Annotated in this window: 10 protein-coding genes and 2 pseudogenes; 7 read left to right on the forward strand and 5 right to left on the reverse strand. The window is 63.5% G+C overall.

Going from position 1 to position 15,622, the window contains the following annotated elements:
• Window positions 1-12: 12 nt before the first annotated feature.
• The 4 genes and pseudogenes from A37U_RS55155 to A37U_RS46440 all read right to left on the reverse strand — a co-directional run.
• A pseudogene (locus A37U_RS55155) lies at window positions 13-147 on the reverse strand (zinc ribbon domain-containing protein); the annotation flags it as partial.
• On the reverse strand, window positions 138-1,319 hold the full coding sequence (locus A37U_RS46430) for a thiolase family protein (RefSeq protein WP_020500814.1): 1,182 nt from the start codon (window positions 1,317-1,319) through the stop codon (window positions 138-140). The pseudogene A37U_RS55155 and the gene A37U_RS46430, both read right to left, overlap by 10 nt.
• A complete protein-coding gene (locus tag A37U_RS46435) occupies window positions 1,316-2,806 on the reverse strand; it encodes an AMP-binding protein (RefSeq protein WP_083934095.1) in 1,491 nt (496 codons plus the stop codon). The genes A37U_RS46430 and A37U_RS46435 overlap by 4 nt, the downstream gene beginning before the upstream one ends.
• A 40-nt stretch (window positions 2,807-2,846) precedes the next feature.
• Complete coding sequence (locus A37U_RS46440) at window positions 2,847-4,169, reverse strand: MFS transporter (protein WP_020500816.1); 1,323 nt, start codon at window positions 4,167-4,169, stop codon at window positions 2,847-2,849.
• 483 nt (window positions 4,170-4,652) lie between these two features.
• Between A37U_RS46440 and A37U_RS0132300 the strand changes: the two genes are divergently transcribed.
• From A37U_RS0132300 to A37U_RS0132325, 6 genes are all read left to right on the forward strand, one after another.
• Window positions 4,653-6,275, forward strand: a complete 1,623-nt coding sequence (locus A37U_RS0132300) for an AMP-binding protein (RefSeq protein WP_083934099.1) — start codon at window positions 4,653-4,655, stop codon at window positions 6,273-6,275.
• Window positions 6,272-8,203 carry a flavin-containing monooxygenase gene (locus tag A37U_RS0132305; RefSeq protein WP_020500819.1) on the forward strand — a complete coding sequence of 644 codons (1,932 nt, stop codon included), beginning with the start codon at window positions 6,272-6,274 and terminating at the stop codon, window positions 8,201-8,203. Before A37U_RS0132300 ends, A37U_RS0132305 begins: the two co-directional genes overlap by 4 nt.
• A 113-nt stretch (window positions 8,204-8,316) precedes the next feature.
• Entirely contained in the window at window positions 8,317-9,567 is a 1,251-nt protein-coding gene (locus tag A37U_RS0132310) for a cytochrome P450 (protein ID WP_020500820.1), read from the forward strand.
• Between the two features lie 40 nt (window positions 9,568-9,607).
• Window positions 9,608-10,483, forward strand: a complete 876-nt coding sequence (locus A37U_RS0132315; protein ID WP_240437742.1) for a mycofactocin-coupled SDR family oxidoreductase — start codon at window positions 9,608-9,610, stop codon at window positions 10,481-10,483.
• A 29-nt stretch (window positions 10,484-10,512) separates the two neighbouring features.
• Window positions 10,513-11,994, forward strand: coding sequence for an aldehyde dehydrogenase family protein (locus tag A37U_RS0132320; RefSeq protein ID WP_026197829.1), 1,482 nt, complete (start codon window positions 10,513-10,515; stop codon window positions 11,992-11,994).
• Window positions 11,995-12,064: 70 nt separating this feature from the next.
• A complete protein-coding gene (locus A37U_RS0132325; RefSeq protein ID WP_020500823.1) occupies window positions 12,065-13,147 on the forward strand; it encodes a zinc-binding dehydrogenase in 1,083 nt (360 codons plus the stop codon).
• Window positions 13,148-13,404: 257 nt separating this feature from the next.
• On the opposite strand, the pseudogene A37U_RS54075 reads toward A37U_RS0132325, so the two are convergent.
• Window positions 13,405-13,576, reverse strand: a pseudogene (locus A37U_RS54075) (transposase); the annotation flags it as partial.
• A gap of 63 nt (window positions 13,577-13,639) precedes the next feature.
• Between A37U_RS54075 and A37U_RS0132330 the strand changes: the two are divergent.
• The gene (locus tag A37U_RS0132330; protein ID WP_240437743.1) at window positions 13,640-15,064 is read left to right on the forward strand and encodes an FAD-dependent oxidoreductase; all 1,425 of its coding nucleotides are present in this window, start codon (window positions 13,640-13,642) and stop codon (window positions 15,062-15,064) included.
• Window positions 15,065-15,622 lie beyond the last annotated feature (558 nt).

Consider the following 15,622-nt stretch of genomic DNA (forward strand, 5'->3'; position numbering starts at 1 on the left):
ATCCGCCTGCCCACAACGGTGACAGATCGATCGGGCCGGCCAGGAAGCGGCGTGGCACGAGCGACAACGACTCCCTACAAGCGAAGTTCCGTCGTGCCGTCGACGCTCCCCGGTGCGGGGCGCTTCCAATGCTGCGGTCAGTTCCACGACTCGATCCTTTCCAGTACGTGCACACAGGATGCGGCCGACTCGCCTTCCAACCAGCCTCCGTTGTTGTGCGCCAGTGCGATCCTCGGCTGGTCGACCTGGCGCTGCGCCGCCTCGCCACGGAGCTGCCAGGCCAACTCGGAGACCTGGGCCAATCCGGTCGCGCCAACGGCGTGTCCACGCGAGGAAAGGCCACCGCTGGGGTTGACCGGGATCCGGCCACCGATACTCGTCTCGCCACTACTGAGCAGGGCACCGGCATCGCCGGGCTTGCAGAAGCCGAGGTGTTCGTAGGCGATGAGCTCGGCAGGTGCCATCGCGTCGTGGACCTCGGCGACGTCGACGTCGTCAGGCCCGAGACCCGCCTCCTCGTATGCCGACGCCGCACAGATCTCAGTCAGGCCGGGTTCTTCGCCGGTAGACGTGAAGCCCGACGCCGCCTGAGAGGCACGCACCCGAACGGTTGGCCGACCTTCCCGATGGGCGACCACGCCCGGCCTGGCTACGACGATGGCGGCGGCCCCGTCGCAGATAGAGCTGCACATCAGCAGGGTCAACGGGTCGGCGATCGGCCGGGAGGCAAGCACCTCCTCGGCGGTCACGACGCTGCGGTACTGGGCGTAGGGGTTCAACGCCCCGTTCGCGTGACTTTTCACCGAGACGGTCGCCAGATCGTCGAGGGTGAGACTGCCAGCGGCGATCAGTCTGCGGAGCCGCATTCCGTACACCGCAGTGAACTGAAGGCCGGTCCCGCTGATCACATCGAGATCCCCAGCAGACTCGAGCGCGTCGAGCGTCCGGCTCCTGTCATCGACGAACATCTTCTCGAAGCCCGCGACGAGCACCACGTCGGCCGCGCCCGCGCGGATCGCGAGGATCGCTTGGCGCAGGGCCGTTGAGCCGCTCGCGCAGGCATTCTCCACGTTGGTGATGGGCACGCGCTCAATGCCGATGTCTCGCAGCACAGACTGGCCCCGGATCATCTCCTGCCCTTGAAGCATCCCGCCCATCGCGTTGCTCGCGTACACGGCTTGCACGTCCCGCACGCCGATGCCGGCGTCAATGAGCGCGTTGAGGCACGCGACCCGATTGAGGTCTTTCAGGCTGGATTCGGTGTAGCGGCCGAAGGGATGCATACCCACCCCGATGACCTCCACGTCAGCGTTCGTCACGAGTGATCTCCATTCAGCCTACCTCTGAGCGCGATGCGGTCGACCTTCCCGTATGGGGTCCTCGGGATGCTGTCCCAGACCTCAAGGCGGCGTGGCGTGCGGATACCGAGCCGAGGACTGACGAAGTCGATGAGTTCCTGACCGGAGACCTGTTTTGAGCCGTCGAGGCGGACCACGGCGGTGACCGCGTCACCCCATCGCGGATCAGGCATCCCGAGCACGACGGCCTCGCTCACGGCAACATGCGTGGCAAGAACGTCCTCGACTTCCCGTGGGGCGATGTTGTACCCACCGGAGTTGATCATTTCGTCGCTTCGCCCTTGCAGATAAACGTATCCGCGCTCGTCCGTCCGTGCGATGTCCTTGGTCCGCAACCAACCGTCGACGAAAGCGGCGGCAGTGGCCTCTGGTTTGCGGTGGTATCCGGACATCATGTGCGAACCTCTGACGAAGACCTCGCCGACCTCACCCGGCGCGGCGATCCCGCCGTCCTCGGCACGGACTTCCACCGCCACCGACCTCCACGGCCTGCCCGCCGACTGCCGTGCGCTCTGATCCAGGTGATCGCGCTTGGCAAGGCACGTGATCGTCATCGGCGCCTCGGACTGACCGTAGTCCTGGATCAGCGAAGGCCCGAACCGGTCAAGTGCCCGCTCCAGGACGGGAAGCGCCACACTCGAGGCGCCATAAACGATGGTCTCGAATCCCCACCGTCCCCGCTCAGCTTCGAGGAGAGGCTCGAACATCGCCGGCACGGCCTTGAGCGTCCGGAACTCGTCGCGCCGCGACAGCTCCCATACCCTGTCCGGGTCGAACTTCGGCATTAGGTGGACGCCGGCACCGCTGATGAGATAAGGCAGCACCAAGTAGCCGGATGCGTGTGAGACCGCCTGCGTCAGCAGGACCATCTCTCCTTGCACGACGGGCCCGAGTTCGAGCAGGAGGTTGAGCGCCACCTCACGCAGGGCGCGATGCGACAGCACGACTCCCTTCGGACGCCCGGTGGTCCCCGAAGTGTAGGAGATCCATGCCGCGTTCTCGGGTGCGTCGTCACGCTGGCGTGGAGTTCCGTCCGCGGAGTCGATGAGTGAGGACAAAGAATGGACGAAATCCGGGTCGGGATCGAATGGGACGACAACGATGCCGAACTCGTCGGCAATTGCCCGCGCGGACTCGGCGTGATCCGCGGAGAAGAAAAGCAGACGGACGTCCGCATCCGCGATCACGTACCTGAAGTCGTCCAGGTGGAGTCGTCCGTTCATCGCGACCCGCACCCGCCTTCCGAGCGCGATCGCGCAGTCGGCTTCGATGAACTCGGTGCGGTTTTCGGAAAGGATGCCAATGCTGGCACCCTCGGGGATGTCTAGGTTGTCCAAGGCGTTGGCCAGCCTCTCGGCGCGGCCCATGAGCGCTTCGAAGGTCCGAGCCGTGGTGCCGTCGTCGACCGCGACCACCTGCCGGTAGCTCGCTGCGGCCCGCCTTAGCACGTATGCGGTGTCCAGGATGATCTCCTTCTCGGATAGCGGTTCAGGAATCGAACCGGGGGATGTCAGGTGCTACGCGGGGCACGGGTTCGCTGTCCTCGGGCAGTCGGATCTCAGCCCCGTCCGGTGCCGCGTCGCGCGCTCTCGTCGTGAGGATTGCGATGACGCTGATCACGGCCGCGACGACGATGAAGTAGGCCGGGGAACGAGTGTCGCCGGTGGCGGCGACGAGAAATCCGGACACGTACAGGGCCGGACCACCGAACACCGTGCCGCCGAGGTTGTATCCGAGTGCGAAGGACGACACCCGGGTCCTGATACTGGCGAGTTCGGAAACGAACACCGGTCCTGGTCCGGCGACGGCGCTGACTCCGAAGGCGAGAAGCGCGGCACCCGCCAGAACCAGCGCGATGTTCGCCGTGCTCAGCAACCAGAAGATCGGCCAGCTGAGCACGACGAGGTAGATCGCGGCGCCGACGAGTACGGTTTTCTTCCCGATCACATCCGCCAGCACACCCACGAGCGGGAAGAACACGAGCGTCGATACCACGGTGACGATGTTGATGGTCGATACGGTGCGTGGGGTGAGTCCCAGTCCGGCAAGGTAGCTCGGCAGGTAACTGAGCAGTACGAAGTACGAAACGAAGATGACGGCGGCGATCCCGATTGCCTGCAGGAGCATTCGCCAGTCCCGGGTCAGGGACTCGCGCAACGGGGAACGCGATACGTTTCCGGCGGCTCGCAGTTCCGTGAAGACGGGGCTTTCCTCGATCCGCCAACGGATGTAGAGGCCCATCGCGCCCAGCGGCAGTGCGATGAGGAACGGGATCCGCCAGCCCCACGACTGAAAGACATCCCCAGGCATCGAGAGCTGGATCACGAAGACGACCAGCGTGCCCAGCAGAGCACCGACAGCTGACCCTCCACTTAGGAGGCTCGTGAACAGGGCGCGCCTCCGCGCGGGGGCGTACTCCGAGACGTAGGCGTACGCGGAGGGTGTCTCGCCGCCCGCGGACATGCCGCTGAGCAGACGCACGAGAACCAAGACTATCGGCGCCCAGATCCCGATGGCGCCGTAGCTGGGGAGAACACCCACGAGAGCAGTGGAGAAGGCCATCACAACCAGCGAGACGACCAGCGCGGTGCGCCTGCCCAGCCGGTCACCGATCGGGCCGAGGATCGCGCCACCCAGTGGCCGTGCCACGAAGGCGACCCCGAACACCGCGAACGCGGAAAGGTTGCTGGCGACGGGATCGCCGGAGGGGAAGAAGCGCTCGCCCATATGGACGGCCAACAGGCCGTACAGGCCGAAGTCGTACCACTCGATGGTGTGTCCGGCGAGCGCGCCTAAAAGGACCTTCCGCATCGTGTGGGGATCTCGCTGCTGAGTAGCGGACATCTCGTCCCTTCCATATCGGGGATGACGCTTGCGCCTCATCTCTTTCGCGCAGCTGCCACTTCGACGATGGCTGACTCCCGCCGGCGTATTGCCAGCAATCAGCCCGAACCGGGCGGTCCAGCGTGGTGTGGCACCGAGGCGACCAGTGTCCGTACTGTTTCGTTAGTCGGCATGAGCGTACCGTTCTACGAAATCACTAGTCAAGCATTCGGCGTGCACCGCTTCCCCGGGGGCAACCTGCCGCTTTCGCGATACGGGAACGGTGGATGTCGGGTACGTCGTTGCTGGTCAAGCCGCGCCCATGGCGCCGAAGACCACCCCCATCACCCACCCGAAAGATCGAGAGCCCTGCTTGACACGATCGTTTCTACAGACGAAACTAACAGATCGTAGAGCGAAATACATCATCGAAGTCGAGCGAACAACTGCACAACGAAGCGAGGAGGACTGATGGGCCACGGCCTTCCCCCGGTCCATGAGCGAACGATCCCGAACCTGTGGCGGCGGGCGGTCGATCGCGCCCCTGAGGCCCCGTTCCTTTACTGGCACGACGCTGTCATCAGCTACGGCGATGGAGACGCCCTCAGCGACGGAGTGCGGGTCAAGCTGGCTCACCGTGGCGTCGGGCGAGGTAGTCATGTGGCTGTCTTCCTGCCCAACGGCCCAGAGTATGTGTGGGTCCTGCTTGCTCTCGCGAAAATAGGGGCGGTGGCCGTCCCCATCCACGCCGAGGCTCGCGGAAAGTTGCTGGCTCACTTCATCGAGACGTCCGACTGCGAGTTCGCCATCCTCGGCGAGGAGTTCGTCGAGCGCACGCTCGATGCCATCGGGCCGGATCGGCTGCGGCATGTGTGGGTCCTCCAGGCCACGCCGGAGAGCTCGGCGGACCAGCTGCGGCTCTGCGCGAGCCAAGAGGAGCTGATCTGTGAGCGGAGCACCAAGGCTGAAATCGCCGACGAGACGGCGGCTCCGCGGTTCTGCGACACGGCCCTGCTCATGTTCACTTCCGGCACTTCCGGGCCCTCGAAGGCCGCGGTGGTGGCGCAGGCACATCCGGTGACGGCGGCCATCGCATTCGCGGATGCCGGCGGTATGACGGAGCGGGACAGGCTGTTCACCTGCCTGCCGATGTCTCACGCGAACGCGATGTGGTTCTGCGTGTATACGGCGGTCGCGGTCGGCGCCAGCGTTGCGATGGTGGAACGCTTCTCGGTCAGCAAGTTCTGGTCCAGCATCGCAAAGTTCCGCGCGACGCAGACCAATCTGCTCGGCAGCATGCTCCAGTTGCTCTGGAAGCAGTCCCCGTCAGACCAGGAGCGACAGCACGAGATGAACAGCATCTTCGTGGTGCCGTTCCCTTCCAACCCCGCCGACTACGACGCCCGTTTCGACGTGCGGCTCCAGACCCTCTACGGGGCGTCGGAGTGGACGCCGATCGCGCTCTCCTCTCCCGGCGAGGGCTACGACAAGCCCATCGGATGGGCAGGCCCGATCTGGCGTGACCTCAACGACGTCGTGATCCTCGACGACGACGACCTTCCCCTTCCGAACGGCAGCGTCGGCGAGATCGCGGTCCGCCGCAAGGAACCGTTCACCTCGCTGCTGAGCTACTACGGACGCGAGGAGGCCACGTTGCGGGACTTCCGCAACCTGTGGTTCCACATGGGCGACTACGGGTTCATCGGTGACGACGACTGCCTGTACTTCGTCGGGCGTAAATCCGATTCACTACGCAGGCGGGGGGAGAACATCTCCGCGGGAGAGCTGGAGGACTTGCTGTTGGCGATGCCCGCGGCCGAGGAGGTCGCGGTCGTCGCGGTTCCGTCCGATCTCGGCGACAACAGCGAGGACGACATCGCCGCCTTCGTCGTGCCCAGTGACACGGGCATACGTCCAGCCGACATCGTCGAGTACGCGCGAGCGCACCTGCCGCGCTACATGTATCCGAGATACGTCTGCCTCACGGAGAAGTTGCCGAAGACCGGCAACGAGAAGGTGCGCAAGGATGAGCTGCGCCGCTATGCCAAGGAGAACCTAAAGGACTTCTTCGACACAGAGGGAATACGTCCATGACCGAGGCGGAAAATCGCACCGGCACCGCCTATTCTGCGGACCGGCTCGCCAAGGGCCTATCCGTGGCGAACGTGCCTACGCTCCTGATGGTCCTCGTCCACTTGACCGGAGACCGGACTTGGCTGACCGAGCGCTACCGGCCGACGCGACCGAAGGGATTGGACGACAACGACTCCGGGGGCCTCCCTCCCGAAGCGCAACAGGAGGTTCGGCAGGCTGCTCTTGAGGTTATCAGCGCCCACCTCGCCGATAGCTCGCCTACGCCACAGCTCCCCGAGCCCGCGGCGCTCGTCGAAATGATGAGTTTCGCGGTCGGTGAGGAGATTCCTACCGAATACGGCTCCATGATGGCGATGGATCTGGGTGACCAGCTATCCAGCCAGCAACACCACGAGATACCGACCCGGGTTCCCGAAGACTTCCGCGTACTGGTGGTGGGCGCCGGCCCCTGCGGCATAGCCGCAGGCGTTGCCCTCAAGCGCGCCTCGATCCCGTTCACGATCGTCGACCCGCACGACAACGTCGCCGGGACGTGGCGTGACAACGGATACCCCGGCGCGGCCGTCGATACCCCTAGCCATCTGTACTCATTCTCGTTCGCCCCCCACGACTGGTCGCGCTATTTCGCCAGCCGCGACGAGATTCAGTCCTCATTGGTCAGCACCGTCGACAAGTTCGGCCTCGAACCACATATCCGCCTCCGGTGTGAGGTGCGCACGGCAACCTACGACGTCGGCGCGCAGTCCTGGCACGTGGAGATCCGCAACGCGGATTCGAAAATCGAGACTTTGGAAACCCGCGTGGTGATCAGCGCGGTCGGCGCGTTGAACAGGCCCAAGATTCCGGCTATCCCGGGTCTGTCGGAGTTCGCGGGGCCCTCGTTCCATACCGCGCGCTGGCCGGAGGGACTCGATCTGCGCGGCAAGCGGGTCGGCGTGGTCGGAACCGGTGCTAGTGCCATGCAGACCGTCCCGGCGATAGCCGACACAGCCGAGTCGGTGACGGTCTTCCAACGATCGCCACAGTGGGCAGCGCCATTCGAGAAATTCAAGGTGGATGTGCCGCAGTACCTACGCGACATCCTGTCGCAGGTCGATGTCTACCGCGCGTGGTATCGGCTCCGTCAGGGTTGGATCTTCAATGACAAGGTCCACCCCTCGCTACAGAAGGATCCAGCGTGGGCCGATTCCAGCCGATCGATCAACTCGATCAACGAGGGACACCGGCGCTATTTCACGAAATATATTCTCGGCGAGATCGAGGCCCGCCCCGAGCTCGCTGAGAAGGTCGTCCCCACCTACCCCCCCTATGGCAAGCGGATGCTCCTAGACAATGGCTGGTTCCGCACCATGTGCCGTGAGGATGTCGTTCTCGAGACCGACGGCATTGCCGAAGTACGTTCCGACCGTGTCGTGACGGCGTCCGGAGTAGAGCATGTCGTCGACGTGCTGGTCCTGGCGACCGGTTTCGACGCGACGAATTTCCTGGCGTCGTACCAAGTGACCGGGCGGTCCGGCACTAACCTGCGTACCGCCTGGGACGGCGACGACGCCCGAGCGTTCCTCGGAGTGACTGTTCCCGATTTCCCCAACTTTTTCATGCTCAACGGCCCTAACACGCAGACCGGCCACGGCGGAAGTCTTCTCTATCTCGTCGAGTGTCAGCTTCGCTTCGTGATGAGCGCCCTGACCCAGATGCTAGACAACGACCTGGGAGCGCTCGAGTGCAGATCGGAGGTCTACGAACGGTATTCCCATGCCGTTGACCAGGCGCATGAACGGATGATCTGGACGCATCCAGACGTGCATAACTACTACCGCAACTCGCGAGGGCGCGTCGTGCTGCCCAGTCCCTGGCGGATCGTGGATTTCTGGTCGATGACCCGCCGGGCGCATCTCGATGACTTCCACGTCGAGCCACATCGGTGACGCTGGTGTCATCCCCATCGAACCCTCAACTTCTGTCGGCGGTGTTGTGCGCCACACCTTCCATCGTTACGCTAGATGTAATCGCTATTCCGTCACATGAAATGGAGTTGGATATGACTGTCGCTGCGACCGATGTGCCCGACTTTCTATCGGAAGCGCACGACCGCGATCCACAGATCCTGTACCGCCATCTGCGGGAGCAGGAGCCAGTGTTCTTTCACGCGGGTTCCAATGGCTGGCTCGTGACCCGCTACGACGACATCCTGCGGATTTTGCGCAGCAAAGACATCACCTCTGACAACTACTCGGCGTCGATCGGCACGGTGTACGGACGGACCCTTCTCCAACTCGATGGGAAGGACCATCAGCAGCAGCGCGGGCTAATCCAACCGATCATGACGGGAACGGCGCTCGCCAATTATCGGCCGATCGTCCAACGGGTGATCGACAAGCTGTTCATGCCGGCGTTCGAGGCGGCTGTCGAGACAGCATCACGGGACGGTTGCGAGCATGCGGAGATCGACCTGGCGCAGAGTTACCTACAGGCGATCCCGATTTCGGTGATCCTCGAGCTGCTGGATCTTCCGCGCGAAAACCGCAGCGATTTCATCAGGTGGTTCAAGGATCTGATGGCCTTTGTCGCCAATGTCGGTGGTGACCCCGAGCCGATCGAGCGCGGACTGAAGGCGCGCGACGAGCTAGGTGCCTTCGCCCGCCCGCTGATCGCTCAGCGGAGGGCACACCCCGGCGAAGACCTGGTTTCCAAGATGTGTCACACGGAACTAAACGGCGAGGGTCTGACCGACGAGGAGGTACAGTCCTTCATCACGCTGATGATCGTCGCCGGAGGCGAGACGACCGAGCGAGCGCTGGGTATGGTCGTCCTGAACCTGCTGCGGCACCCGGACCAGCTCGCCGCAGTGCGCGCCGACCGCAGCCTCGTGACGACCGCGTTCGTCGAGACACTCCGTTACTCCACGCCCGTGAACATCGCATCCCGCACAGCCGCCGCCGATATCGAGCTGCACGAGGTGACCATCCCGGCCGGATCGGTGATCCACTGCATCCTCGGCGCCGGAAACCGGGATCCACGCAAGTTCAGCAACCCCGACGAATTCAACATCTTCCGGCAGGACAACAGCACGGAGAAAGGCTTCTCGGGCGCCGCCGACCATCTCGGATTCGCCAACGGACGCCACTTCTGCGTGGGCGCGGCGCTCGCCAAGGCCGAGGTCGAGGTCGGTCTCAACCTCATCCTCGACCACATGAAGGACGTACGGATCGCCGAAGGATTCACTCCGGTGGAGACGGGCCTGTGGACCCGTGGTGTCGACAGCCTTCGCGTCGCGTTCAAGCCGGCCTGACCGTTGCCGTCCGGTATGCCAAGGATCGTCCTAGCGCGGCTTGTGCTCGGATCATCGCGCTTCGCCCAACCGGGCGGGCGTTCATGCTGATCATCTTCAAGGAGGAACGATGGGTAAGCTCAACGAAAAGGTCGCTTTCATCACCGGCGCGGGCCGGGGACAGGGCCGTGCGCACGCGGTACGTCTGGCCGAGGAAGGCGCCGACATCATCGCGGTGGATGTCTGTAAGAACGTGGACAGCATCGAATACGACCTGGCGAGTCCGGACGACCTCGATGAGACCGCACGCCAGGTCGAGAGCCTAGGCAGCAAGGTCGTGCCCGTAGTCGCGGATGTGCGGGACCGCGAGGCGTTGGTCAGTGCCGCGTCGCAGGGGGTCAGCGCGCTCGGTGGCATCGACATCGTGTGCGCCAACGCCGGAATCTGCATCATGAAACCCTGGGACGAGACAACCGACGAAATCTGGCGGGACCAGATCGACGTCATCCTCACCGGTACGTGGAACACGCTGAAGGCGACGGTACCCCATCTCCTGAACCGGGGAGGCGGCTCCGTGATCATCACCGCCAGTGTCGCCGGGGCAAGGGGCAACCCATTCCTTTCCGCGTACGGCGCCGCCAAACACGGCGTAATCGGACTATCGAAGACCATGGCCAACGAGCTGGGTATGCACAATATTCGGGTCAACTGCATCAGCCCGAACGGAGTGAACACCGGGCTATTGGATGGCCTTGGTGGGTTCGACGAGCTCATGGCGAAAGACCCGCACTTCGCACCGATGTTCACCAACGCACTACCGGTCGAAGTCGTGGAACCACGCGACATCAGTGAGACGGTGCTGTACCTGGCCTCCGACGAATCCCGGTTCACGACGGGCCACAACCTCCTCATCGACATGGGCAACCTGCTCCGCTAGTCAACCTAGTCTGTGAGAGGAGCAAGCACTTGAGCACGAAATCCGACGACCTCGCGGCCGAGTCCACTGTTGACGTGATTGCGCCCCGACCACGATTGTTGATCAACAATGAGTACGTAGACGCGAAATCCCGCAAGACCTTCGCAACATATAACCCAGCAACCGGCCGACTGGTCGCCGACGTCGCGGAGGCAGGACCGGCGGACGTCGATCTCGCCGTCGCAGCGGCGCGACAGGCCTACGAATCCGGTCACTGGGGGCGGGCCTCACCGGCGGAGCGCGGCATGTTCCTTCGCCGCTTCGCGGCGCTGATCGAGGCGAACGTTGACCATCTGGCACACCTGGAAACGCTCGACTCCGGGATGACAATCCATACCGCGCGAGGCATGATCGCAGGATCGATCGATACCCTGCTCCATTTCGCCGGCGCGGCCTCTGCCATCCACGGGATGACCCCGCAAAGCGGTGCCAACGCTTTGCACTACTCGCTCCGTGAACCGGTGGGCGTTGTGGGTTCCATCGTGCCATGGAACGCGCCAATCACGAATGCGATCTGGAAGCTCGGCCCCGCACTAGCAGCGGGTAACACAATAATCCTGAAGCCCGCCGAACTGACTCCGCTGACCGCACTCAGGCTCGGCGAGCTGCTGCTGGAAGCCGATATGCCACCCGGCGTCGTCAATATCCTCCCGGGCTACGGCATCGGCGCCGGCGACAGCCTCGCCAACCACCGCGGAATCGACAAAGTCTCGTTCACCGGATCAACCGAAGTCGGCAAGTCGATCCTGCGGGCGTCCGCGGGGGACCTCAAGCACGTCTCGCTCGAACTGGGCGGGAAAACGCCCTTGGTCGTCTTCGCTGACGCAGACCTCGCTTCCGCTGTTTCGACAGCCGTCGCGGCCTTCACCACCCTCTCCGGCCAGATCTGCACGGCTGGCTCTCGGCTCCTCGTGCAACGAGGCATCTACGACGAGTTCGTCGATCGCCTGGCCGCCAAGGTCGAAAGCCTCGTGGTGGGCGATCCGCTGGGCGACAGCACCGATGTCGGACCGCTCGTCTCCTCGGGGCAGCGAGACCGTGTGGTGTCGTATCTCGCCAGTGGCCGGGAGACCGGCGCCATCACTGTCGCGGGCGGTGACGCCATTCCTGGTAACGGTTATTTCGTCGCACCGACGGTGTTCACTGGTGTCAAGAACACCATGCGCGTCGCCCGCGAGGAAATCTTCGGTCCCGTCGTCTCGGTCATCCCGTTCGACGATGACAACGACGCAGTCGCCTTGGCGAACGACACCCCATACGGACTCGCCGCGTCGCTCTGGACCCAGAACCTGAGCCGCGCCCACCGGATCACCCGCCAGCTCAAGTCCGGCACCGTCTGGGTCAATACATGGGGCGGTCTCGACCCCACCATGCCCTTCGGCGGCTACAAACAGTCCGGGATCGGACGCGAGTTCGGGCTCGACTGGTACTACGCCTACACAGAGAACAAAGCCGTCTACGTTTCCCTGTGACCGCCTTGACTGGGCCAGACACGACCGTGCCTACCTTCGGGGCGGCACACTATTCAACGGAGTGTGAGAGATGCAGGCAGTCGTCGTTGAGGAACTGGGCAAGGTTGCAGTCCGCGATGATGTGGAGACCGCTCCGATGGGGGCCAACCAGGTGCGCATCAAGATGCGCGCCTCGGGGATCTGCCGCACAGATCTATCGGCGTCGAACGGGACGTGGCCAACGCGGCTGCCGGCGATCCTCGGACACGAGGGTGCTGGCGAGTTGCTTGAGGTCGGTTCGGCGGTCACAAGCATGGCGGTCGGCGACCGGGTCATCCTCGCCAATCTCCGAGGCTGCGGACAATGCTACTTCTGCCTGCGCGCGCAGCCCTTCCTATGCGGCCACGAAGAGCAGAAGGGCGCGGCGAAGCACAACTTCTTCGTCGCCGGCCAGCCTGCATTCGGACTGGTCGGGCTGGGAGCCTGGACCGAGGAACTAATCCTCCCGGAATCGAGCGTTGTGCCGTTCGTCGGCGACGACATTCCCTTCCGGATCGCGTCCCTTGTGAACTGCGCAGTCATGACCGGAGTCGGAGCGGTCATCGGCACCGCAAAGGTCGAACCAGGCTCTTCGGTGGTGATCGTCGGCGCCGGCGGGGTCGGCGCCGCAGCCGTGCAAGGGGCGCGACTTGCCGGCGCCGGCCTGATCGTCGTGGTGGACCCGGTGGAATCCAAGTTCCCGCGGCTGCGCCATTTCGGCGCGACGCACACGGTCACGCCAGACGCCCTCGCGGACACGAAACAGGACCTCACCCGCGGGATCGGCTTCGACTACGCCTTCGAGAACGTCGGACGCCAAGAGACCCTGCGCGCAGCCTGGGACGCCACCCGCATCGGTGGAACGGTTGTGCTCTCCGGTGTCGGCTCGGAGAGCACACCTACCGACCTCAACCTGTACGAAATCACGATGGATGCGAAACGGCTGGTCGGATCGGTAGGCGGATCCGTGAATCCACTCCGGGACTATCAAACCTACCTCGACCTCTGGCAAACTGGACAACTCGACCTGGAAGGCCTCATCACCAGCACGATTACACTGGCCGAAGCCCCCGAAGCCATGCAAGAACTAGACCGGGGTGCCGACATCTCCCGCCAAGTAATCCTATTCGAATAACCTATCGAATCTCTACTCAGTTAAAATTGAGATTTTCTTCGAAAATACGATACTTGCAGCCAACAGTTCGAGTTTGAACAGTACATCGTTCCGGGCTGACAATCATGACATACACGATTGTTGATTTTCCGGATAGTGTCTCCACAATTTAAAATGACACGGACGTTAGATGGGCGTGGCGCAACGATAACGTTGACCGGGAGGGACTTAGCGCTCGTTGTAAAAAGGATTCAAGATAACAGATATAATACTGAGTCTCATTTGGTGGGTTTTTTGTTACAGGCGAGGGTGGGGGAGGATGCGAAGTGTTTGGCGTAGTGTTCGTAGCGGACGGTCAGGCGCCGGTAGTCGAACAGCCAGGCACATGGTTCGTTCGATGCCCCACCGGTGTTGGCCGAGTTTCTCGGTCGATTCGATGTTCGTCCCCGCGGTGACGGGTCTCGGTGTGGACGAGTGTGTAGATGCGAGGAAGGGTACTTCCGCTCCCTGTTGGTGGCGCTCTCCAGCGTATGGAGAGTACTCACGTTCCTCACGACGAAGGAGACTCGAATGAATGGATCCGCTCTGGTTGGCGCGACGGCCCGTGTGGCGGTGGTCGGTGCGGGTCCCTCTGGACTGTATGCGGTCAAGGCGCTGCTGGAGTCGGACGTGGGCGTCGGGATCGATGTCTTCGATTCGCTGCCCGCGCCGTACGGCCTGGTCCGCTATGGGGTGGCGCCGGATAACCAGAAGATGAAGTCGGTAATCCGGGTACTGCGGGGCTCGTTCACCGAGGGCAACGACGTGCGGTTCCTTGGCAACGTCACCTTCGGCGAGGATATTACCGCCGCCGAGTTGCGCGCCTACTACGACGCGGTGATCTACGCGACCGGCACCCAGGGTGATCGCGGCCTCGGTATCCCTGGCGAGGAGCTGCCCGGAAGTTATGGCGCGAAGGAGTTCGTCAACTGGTACTGCGGCCACCCGGACGCCGCCGAGCGGGACTTCGCGCTGCACGGGCCCGAGGTCGCGGTCGTCGGCGCGGGTAACGTGGCTCTAGACGTCGCCCGGCTGCTCGCGAAGAGCACGGAGGAGATCGCGGCCACCGACGTGCCCGACCGGGTGCTTGGCACTTTCAGCAGCAGCACCGTCACCGACATTCACCTGCTGTCCCGGCGTGGACCTGCACAGGCCAAGTTCACGACCGTGGAGCTGCGGGAGATGGGTGAACTCGCCAACGCCGACATCCTGATCGATCCCGGAGCGCTCGAACTGACGCCGGAGGAAGAGGAGCGGATCGCGGCCGACCGGCAGCAGCGCAAGAACGTCAGCCTCCTACGCGAGTGGGCCCAGCGCCCGCCGGAGGGTAAGCCGCGTCGCCTGCATCTGTGGTTCTGGCGCAGCCCGGTACGGATCATCGGCGAGAACCATATCGACGGCGTGGTCATCGAGCGAAACGCCCTGCAGGCCGACGGCACGCTGCGCGGCACCGGCGAGTACGAAACGCTTCCGGTGAGCATGATTCTCGCTGCGGTCGGCTACCAAGCCCGGGCGCTTCCGGGAGTGCCGTTCGACGAACATACCAACACCGTGCCGAACAAGAACGGGTGTGTCCTGGAAGCGGAAGGAACGCCGAGGCCGGGTGAATACGTCGCGGGCTGGGCCAAGCGGGGCCCGACCGGGGTGATCGGTACGAACAAGAACGACGCCGCCGAAACCGTCGACAATCTGCTCGACGACCTCAACGATCTACGAAACAAGGGGCGCGACAGTTCGCGCGACGTGACAAAGTTGCTGCGCCAACGCGGTATCGACTACGTGGACTGGGCCGGCTGGCTCCGGCTCGACACGCACGAAACCACACTCGGGGAGCAACAGAACCGTCCGCGGGTGAAAATCCCGGACCTGCTTTCCATGCTGGAGTTCACCCGGAAGTAGTAGCTCTTCGAAAAACTATCACATTGCCGACCGGGCGTTCATTCGCTTGGGGAGTGTCAGCCGGTTGGTCGGGTGGCCCGAGGGAATCGCACCCCCAGGCTCCCACAGATCCGCACGGATGCGGTAGGGACCGCTGTTGCCTGTTGACGATCCCTGAAGACTGACTCCCTGGCGTTCCTTGGGTTCTAGGGCGGATTCTAGTGATCGTCGCAACGTTGCTGGTGAATTATGGTGCAGCGCGGCGGTGAAGATGTCGGCTGGGGTGCGCCAGCCGGGACTTTCGCATGAGCGGCGCCTCTCTGGTCAAGTTGATCTTGGTTTGGGTTGTTATTGTGTGTGTTGGCGGGTTCGGGAAGTGACTGGTCCGAAGTGCTGACGTGCGGGGTGTCAGTCAGCCGCGCTGGACGATAGAGCCGCCCCTGAGTGTCCTCCCGGGCCCGCCGCCTGTGTCTGCTGTGCGTCGCGGAGCAGTTGGCGGTAGACGGTGTCGGAAAGCCGTCGTTTCAAGCACCGCATGGCTTCTTTATGTCCTTTGCCGGCTGCCCGTTTGCGCTGGTA

Source organism: Sciscionella marina DSM 45152 (genome assembly GCF_000379465.1).
In the GTDB taxonomy this organism is placed as follows: Bacteria; Actinomycetota; Actinomycetes; order Mycobacteriales; family Pseudonocardiaceae; genus Sciscionella; species Sciscionella marina.